The organism is Pantoea sp. RG18, from assembly GCF_025910075.1.
Lineage (GTDB): Bacteria > Pseudomonadota > Gammaproteobacteria > Enterobacterales > Enterobacteriaceae > Pantoea > Pantoea agglomerans.
This window is the reverse complement of record NZ_JAPCIL010000007.1, coordinates 108,869-132,559: the sequence shown is the minus strand read 5'-3', so window position 1 is coordinate 132,559 and position 23,691 is coordinate 108,869. Positions and strand designations below refer to the sequence as shown.

The 23,691-nt window shown below is 54.4% G+C and carries 18 protein-coding genes and 7 tRNA genes; 3 read left to right on the top strand and 22 right to left on the bottom strand.

The window, feature by feature from the left end:
• Positions 1-4: 4 nt before the first annotated feature.
• Positions 5-2,587, bottom strand: a complete 2,583-nt coding sequence (leuS, locus tag OK409_RS09185) for a leucine--tRNA ligase (protein WP_010258964.1) — start codon at positions 2,585-2,587, stop codon at positions 5-7.
• Positions 2,588-2,809: 222 nt separating this feature from the next.
• Here leuS and OK409_RS09180 point away from each other — a divergent pair, with 222 nt between their 5' ends.
• Entirely contained in the window at positions 2,810-3,292 is a 483-nt protein-coding gene (locus OK409_RS09180; protein ID WP_010258963.1) for a zinc ribbon-containing protein, read from the top strand.
• A 58-nt stretch (positions 3,293-3,350) separates the two neighbouring features.
• On the opposite strand, the gene OK409_RS09175 is transcribed toward OK409_RS09180, so the two are convergent.
• From OK409_RS09175 to miaB, 9 genes are all read right to left on the bottom strand, one after another.
• Positions 3,351-4,076 (bottom strand): amino acid ABC transporter ATP-binding protein, encoded by a 726-nt coding sequence (locus tag OK409_RS09175; protein WP_010258962.1) that lies wholly within the window; start codon positions 4,074-4,076, stop codon positions 3,351-3,353.
• Positions 4,077-4,754, bottom strand: a complete 678-nt coding sequence (gltK, locus tag OK409_RS09170; protein WP_010258961.1) for a glutamate/aspartate ABC transporter permease GltK — start codon at positions 4,752-4,754, stop codon at positions 4,077-4,079.
• On the bottom strand, positions 4,754-5,494 hold the full coding sequence (locus OK409_RS09165) for an amino acid ABC transporter permease (RefSeq protein ID WP_010258960.1): 741 nt from the start codon (positions 5,492-5,494) through the stop codon (positions 4,754-4,756). The genes gltK and OK409_RS09165 overlap by 1 nt, the downstream gene beginning before the upstream one ends.
• Before the next feature lie 280 nt (positions 5,495-5,774).
• Positions 5,775-6,671 (bottom strand): amino acid ABC transporter substrate-binding protein, encoded by an 897-nt coding sequence (locus tag OK409_RS09160; RefSeq protein WP_010258958.1) that lies wholly within the window; start codon positions 6,669-6,671, stop codon positions 5,775-5,777.
• A gap of 440 nt (positions 6,672-7,111) precedes the next feature.
• A complete protein-coding gene (lnt, locus tag OK409_RS09155) occupies positions 7,112-8,635 on the bottom strand; it encodes an apolipoprotein N-acyltransferase (protein WP_010258955.1) in 1,524 nt (507 codons plus the stop codon).
• A 4-nt stretch (positions 8,636-8,639) separates the two neighbouring features.
• Positions 8,640-9,521, bottom strand: a complete 882-nt coding sequence (gene corC, locus OK409_RS09150) for a CNNM family magnesium/cobalt transport protein CorC (RefSeq protein ID WP_008925004.1) — start codon at positions 9,519-9,521, stop codon at positions 8,640-8,642.
• 82 nt (positions 9,522-9,603) lie between these two features.
• Positions 9,604-10,077 carry an rRNA maturation RNase YbeY gene (gene ybeY / locus OK409_RS09145; RefSeq protein WP_022626053.1) on the bottom strand — a complete coding sequence of 158 codons (474 nt, stop codon included), beginning with the start codon at positions 10,075-10,077 and terminating at the stop codon, positions 9,604-9,606.
• Entirely contained in the window at positions 10,074-11,135 is a 1,062-nt protein-coding gene (locus tag OK409_RS09140) for a PhoH family protein (protein ID WP_010258952.1), read from the bottom strand. Before OK409_RS09140 ends, ybeY begins: the two co-directional genes overlap by 4 nt.
• 209 nt (positions 11,136-11,344) lie before the next feature.
• Positions 11,345-12,769, bottom strand: coding sequence for a tRNA (N6-isopentenyl adenosine(37)-C2)-methylthiotransferase MiaB (miaB, locus tag OK409_RS09135; RefSeq protein ID WP_010258951.1), 1,425 nt, complete (start codon positions 12,767-12,769; stop codon positions 11,345-11,347).
• A gap of 172 nt (positions 12,770-12,941) precedes the next feature.
• Between miaB and ubiF the strand changes: the two genes are divergently transcribed.
• A complete protein-coding gene (ubiF, locus tag OK409_RS09130; protein ID WP_022626049.1) occupies positions 12,942-14,114 on the top strand; it encodes a 3-demethoxyubiquinol 3-hydroxylase in 1,173 nt (390 codons plus the stop codon).
• Between the two features lie 99 nt (positions 14,115-14,213).
• Here ubiF and OK409_RS09125 read toward each other — a convergent pair.
• The 12 genes from OK409_RS09125 to nagB all read right to left on the bottom strand — a co-directional run bounded on the left by OK409_RS09125 (position 14,214) and on the right by nagB (position 21,247).
• Positions 14,214-14,288: transfer RNA gene (locus OK409_RS09125), tRNA-Gln, on the bottom strand.
• 30 nt (positions 14,289-14,318) lie between these two features.
• Positions 14,319-14,393, bottom strand: a tRNA-Gln gene (locus OK409_RS09120).
• 6 nt (positions 14,394-14,399) lie between these two features.
• A tRNA-Met gene (locus OK409_RS09115) sits at positions 14,400-14,476 on the bottom strand.
• Positions 14,477-14,498: 22 nt separating this feature from the next.
• Positions 14,499-14,573, bottom strand: a tRNA-Gln gene (locus OK409_RS09110).
• 34 nt (positions 14,574-14,607) lie between these two features.
• A tRNA-Gln gene (locus OK409_RS09105) sits at positions 14,608-14,682 on the bottom strand.
• Between the two features lie 22 nt (positions 14,683-14,704).
• Positions 14,705-14,789 (bottom strand) — tRNA-Leu (locus OK409_RS09100).
• Between the two features lie 9 nt (positions 14,790-14,798).
• A tRNA-Met gene (locus OK409_RS09095) sits at positions 14,799-14,875 on the bottom strand.
• A 218-nt stretch (positions 14,876-15,093) separates the two neighbouring features.
• On the bottom strand, positions 15,094-16,761 hold the full coding sequence (asnB, locus tag OK409_RS09090) for an asparagine synthase B (RefSeq protein ID WP_264366996.1): 1,668 nt from the start codon (positions 16,759-16,761) through the stop codon (positions 15,094-15,096).
• Between the two features lie 307 nt (positions 16,762-17,068).
• Complete coding sequence (locus tag OK409_RS09085; RefSeq protein WP_010260664.1) at positions 17,069-17,821, bottom strand: HAD-IIA family hydrolase; 753 nt, start codon at positions 17,819-17,821, stop codon at positions 17,069-17,071.
• Positions 17,822-18,007: 186 nt separating this feature from the next.
• Complete coding sequence (gene nagC, locus OK409_RS09080; protein WP_022626048.1) at positions 18,008-19,228, bottom strand: DNA-binding transcriptional regulator NagC; 1,221 nt, start codon at positions 19,226-19,228, stop codon at positions 18,008-18,010.
• Between the two features lie 7 nt (positions 19,229-19,235).
• A complete protein-coding gene (gene nagA, locus OK409_RS09075; protein ID WP_264366995.1) occupies positions 19,236-20,384 on the bottom strand; it encodes an N-acetylglucosamine-6-phosphate deacetylase in 1,149 nt (382 codons plus the stop codon).
• Positions 20,385-20,446: 62 nt separating this feature from the next.
• Positions 20,447-21,247, bottom strand: a complete 801-nt coding sequence (nagB, locus tag OK409_RS09070; RefSeq protein WP_010260676.1) for a glucosamine-6-phosphate deaminase — start codon at positions 21,245-21,247, stop codon at positions 20,447-20,449.
• Positions 21,248-21,575: 328 nt separating this feature from the next.
• Here nagB and nagE point away from each other — a divergent pair, with 328 nt between their 5' ends.
• Positions 21,576-23,603: an N-acetylglucosamine-specific PTS transporter subunit IIBC gene (gene nagE / locus OK409_RS09065; RefSeq protein WP_158149487.1), complete on the top strand. Its 2,028-nt coding sequence runs from the start codon at positions 21,576-21,578 to the stop codon at positions 23,601-23,603.
• The last annotated feature ends 88 nt before the right edge of the window (positions 23,604-23,691 follow it).

Below are 23,691 nucleotides of genomic sequence, written 5' to 3'. Positions count from 1 at the left end.
GAACTTAACCTACGACCAGGTTAAGCAGTTTGCCCGGTACATAAATGACTTTACGGATAGTCACGCCGTCCAGATACTTCGCTACCAGATGCTCCTGCGCAGCGCGTGCCTGAACCTGTTCCTGTGTTGCATCGGCTGGCACGGTGATTTTACCGCGCACTTTACCGTTAACCTGAACCACTACCAGCAGCGAATCTTCAACCATAGCGGCTTCATCCGCAACCGGCCAGCTCGCTTCATCGATAGTGCCTTCGCCACCCAGCGTCTGCCACAGAACATAGCAGGCGTGCGGGGTAAACGGATAGAGCAAACGGACGATGGCCAGCAGCGCTTCCTGCATCAGGGCGCGATCCTGCTCGCTTTCCTGCGGGGCGCGTGCCAGTTTGTTCATCAGCTCCATGATCGCCGCAATGGCGGTGTTGAAAGTCTGACGACGGCCAATATCATCTGCCACTTTGGCGATGGTTTTGTGCAGATCGCGACGCAGCGATTTCTGCTCGTCATTCAGGCTCTCCACATCCAGTGCCACGGTCGCACCTTTCTGTGTGTGCTCGAAGACCAGCTTCCAGACACGTTTCAGGAAGCGGTTCGCCCCTTCAACGCCCGACTCCTGCCACTCCAGCGTCATATCCGCCGGTGAAGCAAACATCATAAACAGACGCACGGTATCCGCGCCGTAACGCTCAACCATCAGCTGTGGGTCGATGCCGTTGTTTTTCGACTTCGACATTTTGCTCATGCCCGCGTAGATCACTTCGCGGCCCTGCGTGTCTGTGGCTTTAACAATGCGGCCTTTCTCATCCCGCTCAACCTCAACGTCAACCGGTGAAACCCAGTTACGCTCGCCGTTGGCACCAAGGTAGTAGAAGGCGTCAGCCAGCACCATGCCCTGGCACAGCAGACGTTTGGCTGGCTCATTGGAGTTCACCAGGCCCGCGTCACGCAGCAGCTTGTGGAAGAAGCGGAAATACATCAGGTGCATGATGGCGTGTTCAATACCGCCCACATACTGATCGACCGGCAGCCAGTAGTTTGCCGCTGCCGGATCCAGCATGCCTTCCTTGTAGCTGGCGCAGGTATAACGCGCGTAGTACCAGGAAGACTCCATAAAGGTGTCAAAGGTGTCGGTTTCACGCAGGGCAGGCTGGCCGTTTACCGTGGTTTTAGCCCACTCCGGATCCGCTTTGATTGGGCTGGTAATGCCATCCATCACCACATCTTCCGGCAGGATCACCGGCAGCTGGTCTTCTGGTGCAGGCATGACGGTGCCATCTTCCAGCGTCACCATCGGGATAGGAGCACCCCAGTAGCGCTGACGGGAGACACCCCAGTCGCGCAGGCGGTAGTTCACTTTACGCACGCCCACGCCTTTTGCCGCCAGCGAATCCGCGATGGCGTTAAAACCGGTGGCGTGATCCATGCCGTTAAACTCACCTGAGTTGAACAGCGCACCTTTGTCAGTCATCGCCGCGATGCTGACATCAGGAATGGAACCATCCAGATTCAGGATGACCGGCTTAATCGGCAGATCATATTTAGTGGCAAACTCCCAGTCGCGCTGATCGTGCGCCGGAACCGCCATCACAGCGCCGGTGCCATATTCCATCAGTACGAAGTTGGCAACCCAGACCGGGATAAGCTCGCCGGTCAGCGGATGAACAACAGACAGGCCGGTCGCCATGCCTTTCTTCTCCATGGTCGCCATATCGGCTTCAGCCACTTTGGTATTGCGACATTCAGCGATAAAGTCAGCCAGCGCCGGATTATTGACCGACGCCTGGGTCGCCAGCGGATGGCCTGCGGCAACAGCAACATAGGTTGCGCCGATAAAGGTATCCGGGCGGGTGGTGTAGACGGTGACCTTCTCTTCGCTGTCAGCCACATCGAAGGTGATTTCGACACCTTCAGAGCGGCCAATCCAGTTACGCTGCATGGTTTTGACCTGCTCAGGCCACTCTTCCAGCGTATCCAGATCGTTTAGCAGCTCCTCCGCATAATCGGTGATTTTGATAAACCACTGCGGGATCTCTTTACGCTCAACTTTGGTGTCGCAGCGCCAGCAGCAGCCGTCAATCACCTGCTCGTTCGCCAGCACCGTCTGATCGTTCGGGCACCAGTTCACGGCAGAGGTCTTTTTATAGACCAGGCCTTTTTCATACAGTTTGGTAAAGAACCACTGTTCCCAGCGATAGTACTCTGGCTGGCAGGTTGCCAGTTCACGACTCCAGTCATAGCCAAAGCCCAGCAGTTTGAGCTGGTTTTTCATGTAGGCGATATTGTCGTAAGTCCACGGGGCCGGAGCGGTGTTGTTTTTCACCGCAGCGCCTTCCGCAGGCAGGCCGAAAGCATCCCAGCCAATCGGCTGTAGTACGTTTTTGCCGAGCATACGCTGATAACGCGCGATTACGTCGCCGATGGTGTAGTTACGAACGTGGCCCATGTGCAGGCGGCCAGAAGGATAGGGCAACATGGAGAGGCAATAGTATTTCTCTTTACCTTCCTGCTCAGTCACTTTAAACGTTTCGTTTTCATCCCAGTGCTGCTGCACACGGGATTCAATTTCTTCCGGGCGGTATTGCTCTTGCATGGCTGCCTGTGGTCCTTTATGAAAAACATTTTTCTGGCTCTAAGATCCGCATAGCATACCCATAAGGCCGCGTATCAACAACACTTCCCACTTTTGCCGGCACGATTTCTGCCGAAAGCGTCAGAGCCTTCACCCTTTTGTAATTCACTGTACAGACGACACGGCAAAAGCAACATTACGACTAAACTTAGTTCAGCGAGGGTCTGCATAAAGGAGAACAAAATGAATAAAGTGGCTCAGGAATATCGCGAGTCGTTAGCCGTATTGACCGAACGTCTTCGTCAGGGCGATCGTAACCTTGATGAGCTGATTGCCGGGCGACGAAGCCAGTTGCTGGTGCGCGATGATATGACGGAACAGGAGATTGACCAGGCGCTCAGCTCAGTGCGCCGTGATCTGGGCGAGTTTGCACGCAGCTACACCGATGTGGAAGAACCGCTGGCGGACTCACTGTTTATGCGCATCATCCGTGAGAGCGTCTGGAAAGAGCTGGCGGATATCACCGATAAAAGTCAGCTGGAGTGGCGAGAGGTCTTCCAGGATCTGCATCATCACGGGGTTTATCAGAGCGGGGAAGTGGTGGGGCTGGGCAATCTGGTCTGTGAGAAATGCCAGTTCACCCGGGCAATCTACACGCCTGAAACGCTGTCACGTTGTCCGGAATGCGGCAATGACCAGTTTCAGCGTCAGCCTTTTGAACCCTGATAGTGCGGCGTAGCTAAATGAAGCGGGCCACTCAGAGTGACCCGCCTGTTCGTCAGGTTTAGTGCAGAATTTTTGCGAGGAAATCTTTAGCGCGCTCAGACTGTGGGTTATTAAAGAAGTCATCTTTGTTGGTGTCTTCGATAATTTTCCCTTCATCCATAAAGATCACGCGATTGGCGACTTTACGGGCGAAGCCCATCTCATGGGTCACCACCATCATCGTCATCCCTTCCTGTGCCAGTTCAACCATCACATCCAGCACTTCGTTGATCATTTCCGGATCCAGCGCGGAGGTGGGTTCATCAAACAGCATCGCGATAGGGTCCATGCAGAGCGCTCGCGCAATCGCCACACGCTGCTGCTGACCACCTGAGAGCTGGCCGGGAAACTTCTCAGCATGGGCGGAAAGACCCACACGCTTCAGAAGCTTCAGCCCTTTATCGCGGGCTGCCGCTTTGTCGCGCTTCAGCACTTTCACCTGCGCCAGAACCAGGTTGTTGATAATGCTCAGATGCGGAAACAGCTCGAAGTGCTGGAACACCATCCCGACCTGGCTGCGAAGCTGCGCAAGATTAGTCTTTTTGTTATTCACCTCGGTGCCGTTCACCGCAATCACGCCCTGCTGAATCGGCTCAAGGCCGTTCACCGTTTTGATCAGCGTTGATTTACCGGAGCCGGACGGGCCGCACACCACCACCACTTCACCGGTTTTGACGTCGGTTGAGCAGTCGGTCAGCACCTGAAAGTGACCATACCACTTAGAAACATTTTTCAGGCTAATCATTTAAACCGTCCTTTTTCTTTTTAGATAGCTGACCAACAGCGATGCGCTCAGGCTGATAACGAAGTAGACAAGACCTGCAAACAGAACCATTTCAACCTGGGTGCCATCACGCTCACCAATGGTGGACGCGGTACGGAAGAAGTCCGCCAGGCTTAAGACATAAACCAGCGAGGTATCCTGGAACAGCACGATACCCTGCGTCAGTAACAGCGGAACCATGGCGCGAAACGCCTGTGGCAGGATGATCAGTCGCATTGCCTGCCACTGCGTCATGCCCAGCGCCAGAGCCGCACTGCCCTGTCCACGCGAGATACTGATGATGCCGGCGCGAATAATTTCAGAGTAGTACGCCGCTTCGAACAGCGAAAAGGCGACCATGGCCGAAATCAGTCGGATATCCGTTTTGGGCGACAGCCCCAGCACCTGCTGCAGAAAACTCGGCACGACCAGATAGAACCACAGCAGCACCATAACCAGCGGCACCGAGCGGAACAGGTTGACGTAAATTTTAGCGAACCAGCTGATAGGCTTAAACGTCGACAGGCGCATCACCGCCAGCAGTGTGCCCCACAGAATGCCGAAGACCACGGCGGTAATCGTGATCTTAAAGGTGATCACTAAGCCATTAAGCAGATAGGGCAGGCTGGGTGTAATCGAACTCCAGTCAAACTCGTACATTACTTGCCTCCCGCATTGCCTGGCAGCCGGACTTTGCGCTCGACCAGACTCATCAACAACATAATCACCAGGTTAATCGCAACGTAGGCCAGCGTAATGGCGGTAAAGGATTCATAGGCGTGGGCAGAATAGTCGAGCAGTTTGCCCGCCTGCGCCGCCATATCGACCAGACCAATGGTGGAGGCGATAGCGGAGTTCTTCACCAGGTTCAGCATTTCCGAGGTCATCGGCGGCACAATCACGCGATACGCATTCGGCAGCAGCACATAGCGATAGGTCTGCGGCAGGGTTAATCCCATCGCCAGACCGGCATTCTTCTGTCCGCTCGGCAGTGACTGAATCGCTGCGCGCACCTGCTCGCAGACGCGGGCGGCGGTAAACAGGCCAAGACAGATCATCGAGGAGAGGAAGAACTGAATGTTGGGATCCAGCTCAGACTTAAACCACATGCCGAGTTTTTCGCCCACCAGCTCGGGCGCCACCAGATACCAGAAGAAGAACTGGACGATCAGTGGGATGTTGCGAAACAGTTCGACATAGCAGGTGCCAATGGTCGACAGCAGGCGATTAGGCACGGTGCGCAGAATGCCGAAAAATGAACCCACGCAGAAGGCGATAATCCAGGCGCAGCAGGAGACGGCAATCGTCACCTGAAAACCGGACCACAGCCAGCCGAGGTAGGTCGTGTTACCGAACGGGGCCTGTTCGAGGAATATGCCCCAGTTCCAATCGATACCCATAACGAGCTCCGGAAAAAAAGGGTAGCTAAGCTACCCTGAAGATTGATGAACGGCGTTTTATTTCCTGACTCAGGGGAACGACCCGTGTCAGTCTGTCTGTCCATGCCGCGGTTTCAGCAATCGAGAGGGCAGCCAGGCCGCCCTTGTTATACCCGTCGTCTTTCAGGCTGCATTTTTGTTGGCTACATTCACTCACCCGAATCACTTACCGGAGCAGGCTCATCGGGAGTCATTTTTCTGCTGCCTCAATGCAATCTGAAATCCATTGGGTATTTTGTTGTTAATTCAGTGCTTTATCATTTGGTGTTTTGAACAGCGCTTTCATGTCATCAGAGAGCTCAAAGTTCATGTTCAGGTTCTTTGGTGGAATCGGCTGTTTGAACCAGGTGTCGAACCATTTTTCTGCCTGGCCAGAGGTCTGGGCTTTAGCAATGGTTTCATCCACCAGGGCTTTGAACTGCGGATCATCTTTACGCAGCATGCAGCCATAGGCTTCTTTTGACTGTGGCGTGCCCAGAATTTCCCAGTTGTCCGGCTTTTTGGCTTTGGCGCGTTCGCCTGCCAGCAGGGCATCATCCATCATAAAGGCCACGGCACGACCGGTTTCCAGCGTACGGAAGGAGTCACCGTGATCTTTTGCGCTGATGATGCGCAGATCCAGTTTCTGTTCGTCGTTGAGTTTGTGCAGCAGCACTTCAGAGGTGGTACCTGAGGTCACCACTACGGTTTTGCCTTTCAGGTCAGCGAAATCTTTGATCGGGCCATCTTTCTTAACCAGCAGACGGGTGCCGATAACAAAAATAGTGTCTGAGAAGGCGGCCTGTTTCTGGCGCTCAAGGTTATTGGTGGTCGAGCCACACTCATAATCGTAGGTGCCGTTTTGCAGCAGCGGAATACGGTTTTGTGAGGTGATCGGGATCATTTTGACCTGCAGATCAGGCTTGTTCAGCTTTGCTTTAATCGCTTCAACGATGGCGTTTGAGTAAGCCTGTGAGTAGCCGACGACTTTTTGCTGGTTGTCATAATAAGAAAAGGGAACTGATGATTCGCGATGCCCGACCACAATGACGCCATTGTCATTGATCTTCTTCAGGGTGCCGCTGAGATCTTCCGCCTGGGCCGCTCCCGCCGCTGCGCTGATCAGCAGAAGAGATAATGCCACTTTGCGTAGTTGCATGTTCCAACTCCTTCGTATGAAAAAGGCACAGGATATAACCTGCGCTGATTATGATGTTGTGTCTGTTTTCTGCTGCGTTTCTGCTCATTCTGCGGTTTAAACGGGCGCAGAAGAGTCATTAACATAGCGGATTGTTAACGCAATGAAACAAAAAAGTTTCTTTTTTGCGAGGTGATACGCACCAAAAAAAGGCAAATTTTTCACCCTGCGCGTTAATGGTGCAGCAGCGTCAATTGTTTTGGTGCAACCCGCCCGGCATCAGCGCCTGCAATCAGCCTGTTTGCGAAAAGCAGTGAAACATTTTGCAATCATCGTGCCAGAAAGAGGTTATGGGTTAGAAAGACAGCAGAGTGTGCGGCGTGGGGAGTGAAAAAAACCGGAGAGTCACCATGAAAAAGGCGAAGCACGTGCTTCGCCTTCAGTGAGCACAGGAGGGGAGGTTATCGACGCCGACGCAGGAGTGCTATCACCGCCGCCAGCAGCGTCAGTGACCAAACTGGCCAGATGCCAGCCCGCGCATACGGGGTTTCTCCCTGCGTTGGCGTAACCTTGCTGGTCAGCACATCGCGGGTAAACTGCGGCAGCATGGCTTCCACATCACCACTGGCATTGACCACCGCCGTCACACCATTATTGGTGCTGCGCAACAGCGGACGTCCCAGTTCCAGCGCACGCATCCTCGCCATCTGGAAGTGCTGCCATGGGCCGATAGAGTGACCAAACCAGGCATCGTTCGAAACGGTCAACAGGAAGTTGGTGTCGGGATGGAAGTTGGCCCGCACCTGTTCACCCAGCACGATCTCATAACAGATGGCGCTGGTCAGGTTATAGCCCGCCACGCTGAGTTGCGGCTGGAGGTAGTTGCCACGACTGAATGCCGACATCGGCAGATCGAAGAACGGGGCCAGCGGACGCAGCAGATCGGCCAGCGGCACAAATTCGCCAAACGGCACCAGGTGATTCTTCTGGTAACGATTGCCGCTGAAGTAGTTGTACGGCGCTTTACCGCCCAGCACGATTACGGTGTTGTAATCGTGATATCGGTTCTGCTCCAGCCGGGAGTCCACAATGCCGGTGATCAGCGAACTGCCGCGCTCACGCAGTTCGTCATCCAGCGAACGCAGGAACGGCTGCTGATTACTCTCCAGATCGGTAATTGCCGATTCAGGCCAGATAATAATCGGCGCTTTGCCCATCAGCGGCTGACTAAGACCGTTGTAAATGCGCAGGGTAGTGAGCAGCTGCTGCGGATCCCACTTCATCGATTGCGGGATGTTTCCCTGCACCAGCGCCACCTCGACGGCCCGCTCGGGCATCGGCTGAACCCACTGGATGTAGCGCAACGGCCATGGCAATGCCAGCAGCAGCAGCGCCGCCACCAGACTTCTGACGTTGCGCTGTTGCAGGGCATAAGCCAGCAGGCCAGCAACCACCATCAGCAGGAAGGTCAGCGTCTCTACGCCCGCCAGCGGGGCCAGGCCTTTTAACGGGCCATCGATCTGGCTGTAACCAAACTGCAGCCACGGAAAGCCGGTCAGCACCCAGCCGCGCAGAAACTCGGTGATCTGCCACAATGCCGGTGCCGCCAGCGCCAGTCGCCACAGCGTCGTTCGCGGCCAGATGCGATTCAGTACGCCGGCAAACAGCGCCGGGTAGATCGCCAGATAAGCCGCCAGCAGCGCCACGATAAAGACATTGACCGGGCCAGGCATGCCGCCAAAGGTGGCGACACTGACATAAACCCAGTTGATGCCACTGCCGAACAGACCTAAACCCCAGACAAACCCAATGGCGCTGGCCTGCGGGCTGGAGCGGTTAAGAGTCAGCAGCTGTAAGCCGCACAGCGAGAGTAGTGCGGCGGGCCAGAAATCGTAGGGAGAAAAGGCGAGGGTGCCAAGTGCACCCGTTATTAAAGCCAGCAGCAGGCGAACCCGCTGACGCGGGTAGAGTGAGGCTAAAGCCATAGACTTATTCGTCTTCCAGTTGAGGTTGTGGCGAATTTTCCGGAATAGTCACGTGAACCTGGATGATGCGGCGGCTGTCAGCCATCGCCACCTTGAACTGGTAACCCTCAATCTCGATGCTTTCACCGCGAGCGGGCAGATGACCGAAGCCCTGCATCACCAGACCACCGATGGTGTCGACTTCATCGTCACTGAACTGGGTGCCAAACACCTCGTTGAAATCTTCAATGGCAGTCAGTGCACGCACGGTAAAGGTGTGACGGTTGAGCTGACGGATATCACGATCTTCTTCGTCGTCATACTCATCTTCAATTTCACCGACGATCAGCTCCAGGATGTCTTCAATGGTCACCAGACCGGAGACACCGCCAAACTCATCAATGACGATCGCCATGTGGTAACGCTGGGAGCGGAACTCTTTCAGCATCCGGTCGACACGCTTACTTTCAGGCACAACCACCGCAGGACGCAGCACTTTCTCAATGCTGAAAGGCTCAGATTCGCTGCTCATAAACGGCAGCAGATCTTTCGCCATCAGAATCCCTTCCACATGATCTTTATCTTCGCTGATCACCGGGAAACGAGAATGGGCGGATTCGATAATGACATCCAGACACTCTTCGAGGCTCTGATTACGTTTCAGGGTGATCATTTGCGAGCGCGGGATCATGATGTCACGCACGCGCTGCTCCGCAATATCCAGTACCCCTTCGAGCATGTCGCGGGTGTCCTGGTCAATCAGCTCTTTGTTATTCGAGTCGCGGATCAGCTCCAGTAGCTCATCACGGCTTTTTGGTTCACCGTGAAAGAGTTGGTTGATCAACAGGGAGAAAAATCCCTTTTTACTACTGGGTGCATCGCTGTTTTGAGAATGGTCGTCGCTCATGGCGGTTTTTAAAGATCTCTCTGGTGAGGAATGGGTGCTGTCAGTAACCTGTACTGACAGCAGGATTGACTGAATTCAGGATTCAGGCGTCTTCTTTCTCCGAAATGTACGGATCAGGATACCCAAGAGCAAGCATTATCTCGGTCTCCAGCCCTTCCATCTCGTCCGCTTCGTCGTCTTCAATATGGTCGTAACCCAGCAGATGCAGCGTGCCGTGTACCACCATATGTGCCCAGTGGGCTTCAGCGCTTTTACCCTGTTCAGCGGCTTCCTGCTCAACGACCTGGCGGCAGATGATCAGATCGCCCAGCAGCGGCAGCTCAATGCCCGGCGGTGCTTCAAACGGGAAAGAGAGGACGTTGGTCGGCTTGTCTTTGCCGCGATAAGTCAGATTAAGCTCATGACTCTCCGCTTCATCAACCAGACGCACCGTAACTTCGCTTTCCGGCTGAAAAGGGGTGACAGCCGCTGACAGCCAGCGATGAAACTGGCTTTCATCAGGCAGGTCAGCGGTGTTGTCACAGGCGACCTGCAGGTCGAGAATCACCTCGCTCATTTGCTCTCCTGCGTGGCGCTCTGTGCAGCCAGTGCTTCACGTTTACGCTCTTCGGCCTGCTGGTCACGACGGGTCTGATCGGCCGCTTCCCAGGCTTCATAGGCGGTGACAATGCGGGCAACTACCGGATGGCGCACCACATCTTCGCTGTGGAAGAAGTTGAAGCTGATCTCTTCAACGTCCGCCAGCACCTCAATGGCATGACGCAGGCCTGACTTGACGTGACGCGGCAGGTCAATCTGGGTAACGTCGCCGGTAATCACCGCTTTAGAGTTAAAGCCGATACGCGTCAGGAACATTTTCATCTGCTCGATGGTGGTGTTCTGGCTCTCATCAAGAATGATAAACGCATCGTTCAGGGTACGACCACGCATGTAGGCCAGCGGGGCGACTTCAATGACGTTGCGCTCCATCAGCTTTTCCACCCGCTCGAAGCCGAGCATTTCGAACAGCGCATCGTAGAGCGGACGCAGATAAGGGTCGACTTTCTGGCTCAGATCGCCTGGCAGAAAGCCCAGCTTTTCACCCGCTTCGACGGCAGGGCGGGTCAGCATGATGCGGCGAATCTCCTGACGCTCCAGCGCATCCACTGCCGCGGCTACCGCCAGATAGGTTTTACCGGTACCCGCCGGGCCGACACCAAAGGTGATATCGTGGTCGAGCACATTAGCGATGTACTGGGCCTGGTTTGGAGTGCGCGGCTTGATCACACCGCGTTTGGTCTTGATATTGACCGCTTTACCATACTCCGGCACGCTCTCAGCGGTTTGCTCCAGTACCCGGCTCTCTTTGATCGCCAGGTGAATCTGATCAGGCTCGATATCCGGGATGTCGCCACGCACAGGCGCGGTATCGACATAGAGGGTTTTCAGAATATCTGCTGCGGCATTCACGCAAAGTGGACGTCCTGACAGCTTAAAAACGTTGTCGCGACGATTGATCTCAATGCCCAGACGACGTTCAAGCTGTTTTACATTATCGTCGAAAGGCCCACACAGGCTCATCAGACGACGGTTATCAGCCGGTTCAAGGGCGATTTCACGAGTTTCGATATTCAAACGAATCCTTTGGGTCACTCAGGGCCAGTTATGGGATGTGTCTGACGCACCGTTAAACTTAACCGGATGCACCATAACGAAATTATTTATGCCGTAACGCCTGGGCGCAAGCTTATGGAGAGATATTTGGGCGACACTTTCAGAAAGCAAGTGGTGCAAAGTGAAATTGGCGGCAACGCGATGCGCGCTGCCGCACAGTAAAGCAGGCATCACGGCTGGAACAGACTCACGCCGATTTCATTTTCTTTACGGGTACGGGCGATCACGGACGCTGGGCTTTCCGCCATGCGCAGCCCCATCTCTTCTTCAGTACGCACCAGTTTGCCGCGCAGCGAGTTGGTGTAGACATCGACAATCTCAACATCCACAAAGCGGCCGATCATTTCAGGCGAGCCTTCGAAATTTACTACGCGGTTATTTTCGGTGCGGCCAGAGACTTCCATCACGTTCTTGCGGGAGATGCCTTCCACCAGAATACGCTGCACTGTGCCCACCATGCGGCGACTGATCGCCTGCGCCTGCTGGTTAATGCGGTCCTGCAGGATCCACAGACGCTGCTTTTTCTCCTCTTCGCTGACATCATCCGGCAGGTCAGCGGCGGGCGTGCCGGGACGGGCAGAGTAGATAAAGCTGAAGCTGACGTCGAAATTGATCTCGGCGATAAGCTTCATGGTCTGCTCGAAATCCTGCTGAGTTTCACCGGGGAAACCAATGATAAAGTCAGAGCTGATCTCAATATCCGGGCGCGCCGCGCGCAGCTTGCGGATAATCGACTTATACTCCAGCGCGGTATGAGCACGCTTCATCAGCGTCAGAATACGGTCTGATCCACTCTGAACCGGCAGGTGCAGGAAGCTCACCAGTTCCGGCGTATCGCGGTAGACCTCGATAATGTCATCGGTGAACTCAATCGGGTGGCTGGTGGTGAAGCGAATGCGGTCGATACCGTCGATGGCGGCGACCAGGCGCAGCAGCTCAGCGAAGGTACAGATTTCACCATCAAAGGTGGCACCACGATAGGCGTTAACGTTCTGGCCAAGCAGGTTAACTTCACGCACGCCCTGCGCCGCCAGCTGAGCGATCTCCAGCAGAATGTCATCGCTGGGACGGCTCACTTCCTCGCCACGGGTGTAAGGCACCACGCAGAAAGTACAATATTTGTTGCAGCCTTCCATGATGGAGACAAAGGCCGTCGGGCCGTCTGCGCGCGGTTCCGGCAGGCGATCAAATTTCTCGATTTCCGGGAAGCTGATGTCGACCACCGGGCTTTTGGTGCCGCGCACGGTGTTGATCATCTCCGGCAGGCGGTGCAGTGTCTGCGGACCAAAAACGATATCCACGCAGGGCGCACGCTGGCGGATATGATCCCCTTCCTGCGACGCCACGCAGCCGCCCACGCCGATAATCACATCCGGGTTGCGCTCTTTGAGTTTTCTCCAGCGTCCCAGCAGGTGGAATACCTTCTCCTGCGCTTTCTCACGAATAGAACAGGTGTTAAGCAGCAGAATATCCGCCTCTTCAGGAACCTCGGTCAGCGTATAGCCGTGCGTACTGTTCAGCAGATCAGACATCTTGGATGAATCATACTCATTCATCTGACATCCCCAGGTTTTGATATGCAGTTTTTTTGTCATCGCGCTAACCATTGATTCAGTGCAGTGAAGTGCGGGGCGCGTATTGTAATGCTTTGATGCTGTTGTGACCAGCCTCAGGGCTTTTCTGCCAGCAATCCGGTTTTCCGGTACACTTTGCTTTATTCAGACCCGTGTTGCGCAGGCTGGCGGGAATAAGAGAGGGACATAAGCAATGCAGGATAATCAGTTTGATGTAGTGATTGTTGGCGGTGGCATGGTCGGTGCGGCGCTGGCCTGTGGACTGACGCAGCAACATTTTCGCGTTGCGGTCATTGAGCGTGCCGAACCCGCGCCTTTTGATGCCGACAGCGATCCCGATCTGCGAATTTCGGCGATTGGGTCATCCTCGGTGGGGTTGCTGAAGCAGCTCAACGTCTGGCCACGGGTAGAGGCGATGCGCAGCGCGCCCTATCGCAGGCTGGAAACCTGGGAGTGGCAGACGGCGCAGGTGAGTTTTGATGCGGCCTCGCTGGGGCTGCCCGAGCTGGGCTTTATGGTCGAGAACAGCGTGCTTCAGCGGGCGCTATGGGAGGAGATGCAGTCGCTGGGCGTGACCTGCTATTGCCCGGCCACACTGGAGAACCTGCAGCCAGAAAATGGCGGCTGGCGCATCGACCTCAACGACGGCGTTGCCTTACACGCCCGCCTGGTGGTTGGGGCTGATGGCGCGAACTCTCAGGTGCGACAGATGGCCGGGATCGGTATTCATGGCTGGAGCTATGCGCAATCCTGTTTACTGATCAGCGTGACCTGCGAACATCCGGCAGGCGATGCGACCTGGCAGCACTTTACGCCTCAGGGACCGCGCGCCTTTTTACCGCTGTATGGCAACCGGGCCTCGCTGGTCTGGTATGACGCGCCTGCAAGAGTCCGCCAGCTACAGGCGATGCCGATGGCCCAGCTGGAAAAAGAGATAGCCAGCCACTTCCCGGCGCGGCTGGGACGTTTTAAAGCCCATGCGGCTGGCGGCTTCCCGCTGGTACGGCGTCACGCTTCACGGTATGTCCTGCCAGGACTGGCGCTGGTCGGTGATGCCGCGCATACCATTAATCCGCTGGCCGGGCAGGGCGTGAATCTGGGCTATCGCGATATTGATGCGTTGATTAATGTGCTGGTCAGCGCACGCGGTGCGGCGGAGGATTGGGCATCCGAGCGCGTATTGCAGCGCTATCACCGGCAACGTCGTAAAGACAATATGCTGATGCAGGGCGGTATGGATCTGTTCTATTTTGCCTTCAGCAATCAGCTGGCACCGCTGCGGTTTGCACGTAATCTCGGATTGATTGCCGCCGAACATTCCGGGGTACTGAAGCGGCAGGTATTGCGCTACGCGCTGGGGTTATAGCAGATTGCGCATGTTGGCTCGCCGCACGGCGGGCCTGCAATCAGGAAGGGGAACGACAAAAACAACAAAGCCCGCAAAAGCGGGCCAGGTTGTGCAATTTGGCTGGGGTGCAGGGATTCGAACCCCGGAATGCTGGTATCAGAAACCAGTGCCTTACCGCTTGGCGACACCCCAATAATGGTGTTTTTCAAATTGTCTTTTGTATGGCTGGGGTGCAGGGATTCGAACCCCGGAATGCTGGTATCAGAAACCAGTGCCTTACCGCTTGGCGACACCCCAATTATATGGTGGCTACGACGGGAATCGAACCTGTGACCCCAGCATTATGAGTGCTGTGCTCTAACCAGCTGAGCTACGTAGCCAAATTGTACTGCATTTCAATGATGGCTGGGATACCTGGATTCGAACCAGGGAATGCCGGTATCAAAAACCGGTGCCTTACCGCTTGGCGATATCCCATTCGTCCGTTCTCAGCCTCGAGAATCATCGAAATTGGCTGGGATACCTGGATTCGAACCAGGGAATGCCGGTATCAAAAACCGGTGCCTTACCGCTTGGCGATATCCCATCCACGCTGCCGAATAATGAAATGGTGCGGGAGGCGAGACTTGAACTCGCACACCTTGCGGCGCCAGAACCTAAATCTGGTGCGTCTACCAATTTCGCCACTCCCGCAAAAAAAGATGGTGGCTACGACGGGAATCGAACCTGTGACCCCAGCATTATGAGTGCTGTGCTCTAACCAGCTGAGCTACGTAGCCATCTTTTTTTCGCGTTACCTTCATCGGCGTTGCGGGGCGCATTATGCGGAGTTGACCAGACAGCGTCAACAATTTTTTTACCGTTTTTTGCCAGATAATCGCTGTTTGACTGGCTTATAACCAGCCTGGATGTTTATTCGGCAATTTTTCAGTGAATACAACGCTAATCGTAAAAAAAATGGGCCACAACGTGCCCATTCTGGTTGCTTTCTGCCGGCTTATTTATAGGCTGACTGATGCACACCCACGGCACGACCAGAGGGATCGTCCATGTTTTTAAACGCTTCATCCCATTCAATCGCTTTGGCAGAAGAACAGGCGACCGATGGACCGCCGGGCACACACTCTGCCGCGCTCGCCAGCGGGAACAGCTCTTCAAAGATCTCACGATAGAGATAGGCTTCTTTCGAACCCGGCGTGTTGAACGGGAAGCGGAAGTGAGCGGTAGCCAGCTGCTGATCGCTGATTTGCTTCGCAGCCACTTCTTTCAGTGAGTCGATCCAGCTGTAACCCACGCCATCCGAGAACTGCTCTTTCTGACGCCACGCCACGCTCTCCGGCAGGTAAGAGGAGAAACATTCACGCAGAATGTGCTTCTCCATTTTACCGTTGCTGCCACACATTTTATCGGCCGGGTTAATACGCATCGCCACATCCAGGAATTTTTTATCCAGGAACGGTACGCGGGCTTCAACGCCCCAGGCGGACATCGCTTTGTTGGCACGGGCGCAGTCGAACATATGCAGCGCCTGCAGTTTACGAACGTTTTCTTCGTGGAACTCTTTGGCGTTTGGCGCCTTGTGGAAATAGAGATAGCCGCCGAAGACTTCATCTGCGCCTTCGCCCGACAGCACCATCTTAATGCCCATCGCTTTAATTTTACGCGACATTAAGTACATTGGCGTAGAGGCACGAATGGTGGTGACGTCATAGGTTTCAATGTGATAAATCACATCGCGAATGGCATCCAGACCTTCCTGCACGGTGAAATGAATTTCATGGTGTACGGTGCCCAGATGCTCCGCCACCGATTTCGCCGCTTTTAAGTCGGGTGAACCTTCCAGCCCTACCGCGAAGGAGTGCAGCTGTGGCCACCACGCATCACTTTTATCCTGATCTTCAACCCGCTTCGCCGCGTAACGCTTGGTCACGGCTGAAATGATGGAAGAGTCCAGACCGCCTGACAGCAGCACGCCGTAAGGCACATCTGACATCAGGTGGCTTTTCACGGACTCTTCCAGCGCATGTTTCAGGCCAGCGGCGTCGGTGGTGTTGTGCTCAACGTTTTTATATTCCATCCAGTCGCGCTGATAGTAACGGCGGATCTCGCCATCGGTGCTGGAGAGGTAGCTCCCCGGCGGGAACTCTTTGATTGAACGGCAGGCAGGTACCAGCGCTTTCATTTCTGAAGCAACAAACAGGTTGCCATGCTCATCGTTACCCATATAGAGCGGGATGATGCCGATGTGGTCGCGACCAATCAGGTACGTTTTTTTAACGGTGTCATAGAGGATAAAGGCGAACATGCCTTCCAGCTCATCGAGGAAATCGACACCTTTCTCCTGATAGAGCGCCAGAATCACTTCACAGTCAGAACCGGTCTGAAACGCGTAGCGATCACTGAGTTCAGCGCGCAGTGCCTGGTGGTTATAAATTTCGCCGTTAACTGCCAGTACGTGGGTGTGATCGGCGTTGTATAGCGGCTGTGCGCCATTGTTAACGTCAACAATTGAGAGACGTTCATGCGCCAGAATAGCATGGTCATCGGCGTAGACGCCTGACCAGTCCGGGCCGCGATGACGCATTAAGCGTGAACATTCCAGCGCTTTTTTGCGCAGCTCAACAGGATCGGTTTTCAGATCCAGCACACCAAAAATTGAACACATAACTGACTCCTGAGCTCACCTTACGGCGATGTTATCTTTTGCGTTTGTCCGGCAGCCTGATGCTGCGTGATACATAAGAAAATGCGCTATTTGGTGCATTCAATGCAAGAGGAATCGTGATTTACTGATAAAAAGATTGCTTGCATGGCAATAAAATTGAATAAACGATAATTTTAAAGCCTTTTCTTTGATGGATCGGCAATAAATTAGCTTTTGTGAGCAGAAATCAGGCAGTAAAAGTGGGAGATATAGCGCAAAAAGGGGGGACGCATCACAGATTAGCCGGATGCGTCATAAGAGAAATGAATCAGAACAGGTCGATATCGGCCACAGAAGGGTAGATCCAGTCCGGACGGAACGGCATGGCATCGATATCACTCAGCGTCGAGACGCCGGAGAGCACCAGCACCGTCTCCAGACCCGCCTGAAAACCGGCCAGAATATCGGTTCGCAGATTGTCACCGACAATCACGGTCTCTTCCGAGTGGGCCTGCATTTTGTTCAGCGCGGCGCGCATAATGTAGGGGCTGGGCTTGCCGACAACAAACGGGCGACGGCCTGATATCTTCTCAATACCCGCACAGAGTGCGCCACAGGCAGGAATAAAACCGCGCGCATGAGTATCCGGGTTGGTGGCAATAAAGCGGGCGCCATTAGCCACGAAGAAAGCCGCTTTATGCATCATGTCCCAGTTAAACGAGCGCGTCTCTCCGACAATGACAAAATCGGGATTCACATCGGTAATGGTAAAGCCCGCTTTGTAGAGTTCATGAATCAGTGCGCCCTCACCAATCACATACGCCTTTTTGCCCTCCTGACGGCGCAGGAAGTCGGCGGTTGCCATTGCGGAGGTATAGAAAACGGAGTCGGGCACCTCGACACCGGCCGAGGCAAAGCGGTTTGCCAGATCCTGCTCGGTTTGCGAGGGATAGTTCGTCAGCACCACCAGCGGCATCTCTTTGGCCAGAATGCGCTGTAAAAACTCCTGTGCGCCGGGAACGGCCGTGTTGTCGTGCATCAGCACGCCATCGATATCACAAATTACGCTTTTAATGGTCATAGTCAGATCCGATATGGCCCGCCACAGCAGCGGGTTAGCTTAGAGCCTATCCCATTAGGCTATTTAATTTGTCATTCTGAACCTGGGCAGTGCTCACAATCCTCACGTACTACGTGTACGCTCCGGTTGTTCCGCGCTGTCCGTGTCCAGACTGCCTGCACCAATTACGCCTACTGGGATAGGCTCTTAGTCTTCCAGAAGATGTTGCAGCAGAATGCCGTTAAGCATGGCACGTTTAGCGAGCGCAAAGGCGCCAATAGCGGAACGATGATCCAGGGTGGAACGCACGACCGGCAGATTTTTACGGAAGGCCTCTAATGCCTGAGTATTAATGCAGCCCTCAATCGCGGGCAGCAGCACTTTTTCTGCTTCAGTGATCTCACCCGCCAGCACCACTTTTTGCGGATTAAACAGGTTGATTGCAATCGCGATAGCTTTGCCAAGATAACGGCCAACGTACTCAACCACTTCGCAGGCCAGTGCATCACCCTGATTGGCCGCTTTGCAGATGTGGGATATCTGGCACGCCTCCAGCGTCAGTACGCTGGGATAGCCCTGATTCAGCAGATGCCGTACCCGATTTTCAATGGCGCCGTTGGCGGCAATAGTCTCAAGGCAGCCAAAGTTGCCGCAGTGACAGCGCTCGCCAAGCGGGTCGACCTGAATATGGCCGATCTCGCCAACGTTGCCGTTGCTGCCGAGAAAAATATGGCCGTTGGCAATAATGCCGGCGCCCGTGCCCCGGTGTAAACGCACCAGAATTGAGTCAGCACAGTCGCGGCTTGCACCGAAATAGTGCTCGGCCAGCGCCAGGCTGCGAATATCATGACCCACAAAACTGGTAACGTTAAAACGTTTTTTCAGGCTGGCGACCAGCGGCCAGCGGCTGACAGAGATGTGTGGCATATAGCGGATCACGCCGTTAATCGGATCAACCAGCCCCGGCAGGATCACTGAAATCGCGATCAGCTCGCGAATTTTACGCTGGTGCTGCTCAATGAAGCTGCTGATGGCGTTAAACAGCGCATGTTCCAGCGTCTCCTGGGTGCGTTCCGGCAGCGCATAATCTTCCTGCGCCAGCGATTTACCGCTGAGGTCAAACAGAGTCAGGGTGGCGTCGTTGCGTCCGAGGCGGACGCCGATGGTATGGAAATGGCGGGTTTCAGTGATGATGGAGATGGCGCGGCGACCACCGGTAGACGCCTGCTGGTCTACCTCTTTGATCAGGCCGCGCTCAATCAACTGACGGGTAATTTTGGTGACGCTGGCGGGCGCGAGCTGGCTAAGTTCGGCAATCTGAATGCGCGATATCGGCCCCTGTTGATCAATCAGCCGGTAAACCGCTGCGCTATTGAGTTGCTTAACAAGATCGACATTTCCTATTTGTGACTGGCCGCCAGTGGTCATTCAGTGCTTACTCGCTCAGGACGTCGTCTCCGTTGACAAACGTCTTTATGATTTTAAAGTCGCGCGTAAACACAGTCAGGTTCGCGATTTTTCCTGCTTCGATCGAGCCTGACTGCCTTTCCACGCCCATCGCCCGTGCCGGGTAGAGTGTTGCCATGCGCAACGCTTCGTCCAGTGCGATCCCTGCATGCTCAACGCTGTTTTGTACCGCTTCAATCATCGTCAGGGCAGAACCACTTAATGTGCCGTTTTCGTCGACACAGAGCCCATCGCGATAATAGATTGTTTTGCCTGCAAAAATAAACTCGCTTATGTCCGCGCCAGCCGGTGCAGTGGCATCCGTGACCAGCACCAGTTTGTCGCCTTTGATGCGTTTTGCATTGCGCACGTTAGCGTAATGTACATGTAAACCGTCCGCAATAATGCCGCAGTATACATCAGGCGAATCAAACAGCGCACCGATAAGCCCGGGTTCACGTCCGGCAAAGGTGGGCATGGCGTTGTAGAGGTGCGTCGCGAAACTCACACCAGCAGAAAAGCCCGCTTTAGCCTCTTCATAGGTCGCATTCGAGTGACCGGCTGAGACAATAATCCCGGCATCAGTCAATTGACGAATCACATCGCTACCCGCATTTTCAGGGGCAAGCGTGACTTTGGTGATGACGTCCGCGTTGTCACACAGGTACTGCACCATCGCGGCATCCGGCAGGCGAATCAGCGCCGGATCGTGGGTGCCTTTTTTCGCTTTGCTCAGCCAGGGCCCTTCCAGATGCAGACCCAGCGCCTGATTCTGATGTTTCTGCAGGTAGGCGCGCATGGTTTCAATCGCCCGCTTCATCAGGGCGTCGCTGCTGGTTATCAGCGTCGGCAAAAAGCTGGTGCAGCCAGACTTTTCATTGGCGCGCTGCATCGTTTCCAGCGTTTCAATGCTGAGCGCCTCAAGGCTGTCATTGAATTGCACGCCACCGCAGCCATTGAGCTGGAGATCGATAAAGCCTGGCGCAATATTTGCCCCTGCCATATCCCGCTGCTCCATATCCGCCGGGAGCGCTTCACGCGGACAGACGCGCGCTATACGCCCATCGGCAACCACCACCGCGTAATTATCCAGAACCTCATGGCCACTGTAGATTCGACCGTTAACTAATGCGTACATCTCTCTTCTCCCGTCCTGGCCTGCTGTCACTCAGCGTAACAGCAGGGCATGACAATGTTCTGTTACACGCCTTTCATATTTTCCGCTTCCATTTCGCGGAAATATTTCACGGTTTTCACTTTCAATTCCATGGTGGCCGGCTCATCACACACTACCACCGATTTCGCGTGCAGCTGCAGGCAGCTGATGGTCCACATATGATTAACGTTGCCTTCAACCGCCGCCTGTAATGCCTGCGCTTTAACATGGCCGGTAACCAGAATCATCACTTCCTCTGCATCCAGCAGCGTTCCGACGCCGACCGTCAGCGCATATTTAGGCACCTGATCAACGTCACCGTTAAAGAAGCGGGAGTTCGCCACGCGGGTGTCATGGGTCAGGGTTTTAATGCGGGTACGGGAAGCGAGAGAGGAAGCCGGTTCGTTAAAGGCGATATGACCGTCGTTGCCGACGCCGCCCATGAACAGGTGAATTTTACCCAGCGCGCGAATTTTCTCTTCGTACTGACGACATTCTGCGTCAATATCGGGGGCATTACCATTCAGCAGGTTGATATTTTCCGGTTGAATATCAACGTGATCGAAGAAATTTCGATACATGAAGCTGTGATAGCTCTCAGGATGCTCTTTTGGCAGGCCAACATATTCATCCATATTGAATGTCACGACGTTTTTAAAACTGACCTGGCCCGCTTTGTGCATATCAATCAGGTGTTTGTACGCTTCCAGTGGCGTACCGCCGGTTGGCAGACCCAGGACAAAAGGTTTATCCGCCGTCGGGTTAAACGCATTGATACGATTAACAATATGTCGGGCGGCCCATTTTCCCACCTGGGTTGGTGTCGCTAAAGGAATCAGTCTCATGTTTCACCTCAATTGAAAATAGAAAGGGGATGGCTAAGCCGTTGCGTGAGTCAACAATCTGAACAGATGATTCATTGTCGCCATGGCCAGCGCATAATTCAATATTTCGGATCATAAAATAAGTTTACGGTCATAGCCAGATGTTGCCGTATGAAACGATGTTTTTTAGTGATAAAAATCACATTTACCAGGCTTTTAATTTGCGAGGCGAATTAATTTATCATTACACTTCGCTGCGTGATATGAAGTGTATTAACGATCTTTGCAGCTGACATAACAACATTAAGCAGCGCAAAGCGACAAGTCAGGCTCATAGGGGGAAGGGGATATGTTAGGTTACTTACAAAAGGTGGGGCGCGCACTGATGGTGCCGGTAGCAACCCTGCCAGCAGCAGCGATATTAATGGGCGTGGGCTACTGGATCGATCCAGACAGCTGGGGCGCAGGTAATGCGCTGGCGGCGTTACTGATCAAATCTGGTGCTGCCATCATTGAAAACATGTCAGTGCTGTTTGCGATTGGTGTCGCGTATGGCATGTCGAAAGATAAAGATGGTGCGGCAGCCCTGACCGGCTTTGTCGGATTCCTGGTAGTCACCACGCTCTGCTCACCGGCCGCGGTGGCGATGATACAGAAGATGCCGGTTGACCAGGTGCCTGTGGCGTTTGGTAAAATTAATAACCAGTTTGTCGGTATTCTGGTCGGTATCCTGTCGGCGGAGGTCTATAACCGCTTCAGCCACGTCGAGCTGCCGAAAGCACTCTCCTTCTTCAGCGGACGCCGGCTGGTGCCGATTCTGGTCTCGTTCCTGATGATCCTGGTCGCCTTTATCCTCATGTATATCTGGCCGGTTATCTTTAACGGTCTGGTCGGCTTTGGTGAACATATCCAGAAGCTCGGCTCTGCCGGTGCCGGTATCTACGCCTTCTTTAACCGCCTGCTGATTCCGGTCGGTCTGCATCACGCCCTGAACTCGGTGTTCTGGTTTGATGTTGCGGGCATTAATGACATTCCTAAATTCCTTGGCGGTGCACAGTCACTGGCTGACGGATCGGCAACTGTCGGCATCACCGGTCGTTATCAGGCGGGCTTCTTCCCGATCATGATGTTTGGTCTGCCGGGTGCTGCGCTGGCTATCTACCACTGTGCGCGCCCTGAGAACCGCGTCAAAGTGGGTAGTATCATGCTGGCCGCGGCGTTTGCTGCCTTCTTTACGGGTATTACCGAACCGCTGGAGTTCTCCTTCATGTTCGTGGCACCCGTGCTTTATCTGATCCACGCCGTCCTGACCGGTATTTCTGTCTTCATCGCTGCCAGCATGCACTGGATTGCCGGATTTGGTTTCAGCGCCGGGCTGGTGGATATGGTGCTGTCGACCCGTAATCCGCTGGCGACACACTGGTACATGCTGATCCCGCAGGGTCTGGTCTTCTTCGTTATCTATTATGTGGTGTTCCGCTTTACCATCAAAAAATTCAACCTGATGACGCCGGGCCGCGAGCTGGCGGTTGATGGTGATGAAACTGATGGTTATGACGTTAACGTTGATAAAACGGATAGCGGTGAAAGTGCCACAGAGTCACTGGCGCGCCGCTACATTGGGGCGATTGGTGGTTCAGCTAACTTAACCAGCATCGATGCCTGTATCACCCGTTTGCGTCTTAACGTGAATGACGCGGCGCAGGTGAATGAGGCGGTTGCTAAGCGTCTTGGCGCGTCCGGCGTAATCCGTCTTAACAAACAGAGCGTGCAGATCATCGTGGGTACCCAGGCAGAAAGCATCGCCTCGGCCATGAAAAAAGTGCTGACCAAAGGTCCGGTCGCTGCAGCGGCTACCAGCAGTGCGCCGGCCGAGCCGGACGTTAAACCGCAGGCGGTGCTGAACAGTGAGAAGCAGGTCATCGCCACGCTGCTGGCGCCGGTCAGCGGTGAAGTCGTGGCGCTGGATGATGTGCCGGATGAAGCCTTTGCCAGCAAAGCGGTGGGCGACGGTCTGGCGATCAAGCCCAGCGACAAATGGGTAGTGGCACCGATTGCCGGTACGCTGGTGAAAATCTTTAACACCAATCATGCCTTCTGTCTGGAAACCGACAATGGCGTGGAGATTGTGGTGCACATGGGGCTGGATACCGTGGCGCTGGAAGGTAAAGGCTTTACCCGTCTGGTTGAAGAGGGGGCCAGCGTGGTCGCCGGTCAGCGAGTACTGGAGATGGACCTTGAATTCCTTAACGCCAATGCCCGCTCAATGGTGAGTCCGGTCGTGGTCAGCAACAGCGACGATTTCGCCGGTCTGACTTTACTGGCACAGGGTCAGGTAATAGCAGGGGAAACCCCGCTGTATGAAGTGAAAGGCTAATCCCCGCAACAGAACCCCACAGGCAGGAAGCGATTCCTGCCTTTTTTGTTTTAAAGGCTTAACAAACGGTTGTTTCCCTCAGACGCTT

What these genes read in the sequence shown, in the direction of transcription:
- miaB (WP_010258951.1), bottom strand. Translation starts at nt 12,769, where the DNA reads ATGACAAAAAAACTGCATATCAAAACCTGGGGATGTCAGATGAATGAG.
- nagE (WP_158149487.1), top strand. Translation starts at nt 21,576, where the DNA reads ATGTTAGGTTACTTACAAAAGGTGGGGCGCGCACTGATGGTGCCGGTA.
- ubiF (WP_022626049.1), top strand. Translation starts at nt 12,942, where the DNA reads ATGCAGGATAATCAGTTTGATGTAGTGATTGTTGGCGGTGGCATGGTC.
- leuS (WP_010258964.1), bottom strand. Translation starts at nt 2,587, where the DNA reads ATGCAAGAGCAATACCGCCCGGAAGAAATTGAATCCCGTGTGCAGCAG.
- corC (WP_008925004.1), bottom strand. Translation starts at nt 9,521, where the DNA reads ATGAGCGACGACCATTCTCAAAACAGCGATGCACCCAGTAGTAAAAAG.
- OK409_RS09165 (WP_010258960.1), bottom strand. Translation starts at nt 5,494, where the DNA reads ATGGGTATCGATTGGAACTGGGGCATATTCCTCGAACAGGCCCCGTTC.
- ybeY (WP_022626053.1), bottom strand. Translation starts at nt 10,077, where the DNA reads ATGAGCGAGGTGATTCTCGACCTGCAGGTCGCCTGTGACAACACCGCT.
- nagA (WP_264366995.1), bottom strand. Translation starts at nt 20,384, where the DNA reads ATGTACGCATTAGTTAACGGTCGAATCTACAGTGGCCATGAGGTTCTG.
- nagC (WP_022626048.1), bottom strand. Translation starts at nt 19,228, where the DNA reads ATGACCACTGGCGGCCAGTCACAAATAGGAAATGTCGATCTTGTTAAG.
- OK409_RS09180 (WP_010258963.1), top strand. Translation starts at nt 2,810, where the DNA reads ATGAATAAAGTGGCTCAGGAATATCGCGAGTCGTTAGCCGTATTGACC.
- asnB (WP_264366996.1), bottom strand. Translation starts at nt 16,761, where the DNA reads ATGTGTTCAATTTTTGGTGTGCTGGATCTGAAAACCGATCCTGTTGAG.
- lnt (WP_010258955.1), bottom strand. Translation starts at nt 8,635, where the DNA reads ATGGCTTTAGCCTCACTCTACCCGCGTCAGCGGGTTCGCCTGCTGCTG.
- nagB (WP_010260676.1), bottom strand. Translation starts at nt 21,247, where the DNA reads ATGAGACTGATTCCTTTAGCGACACCAACCCAGGTGGGAAAATGGGCC.
- OK409_RS09160 (WP_010258958.1), bottom strand. Translation starts at nt 6,671, where the DNA reads ATGCAACTACGCAAAGTGGCATTATCTCTTCTGCTGATCAGCGCAGCG.
- gltK (WP_010258961.1), bottom strand. Translation starts at nt 4,754, where the DNA reads ATGTACGAGTTTGACTGGAGTTCGATTACACCCAGCCTGCCCTATCTG.
- OK409_RS09175 (WP_010258962.1), bottom strand. Translation starts at nt 4,076, where the DNA reads ATGATTAGCCTGAAAAATGTTTCTAAGTGGTATGGTCACTTTCAGGTG.
- OK409_RS09085 (WP_010260664.1), bottom strand. Translation starts at nt 17,821, where the DNA reads ATGACCATTAAAAGCGTAATTTGTGATATCGATGGCGTGCTGATGCAC.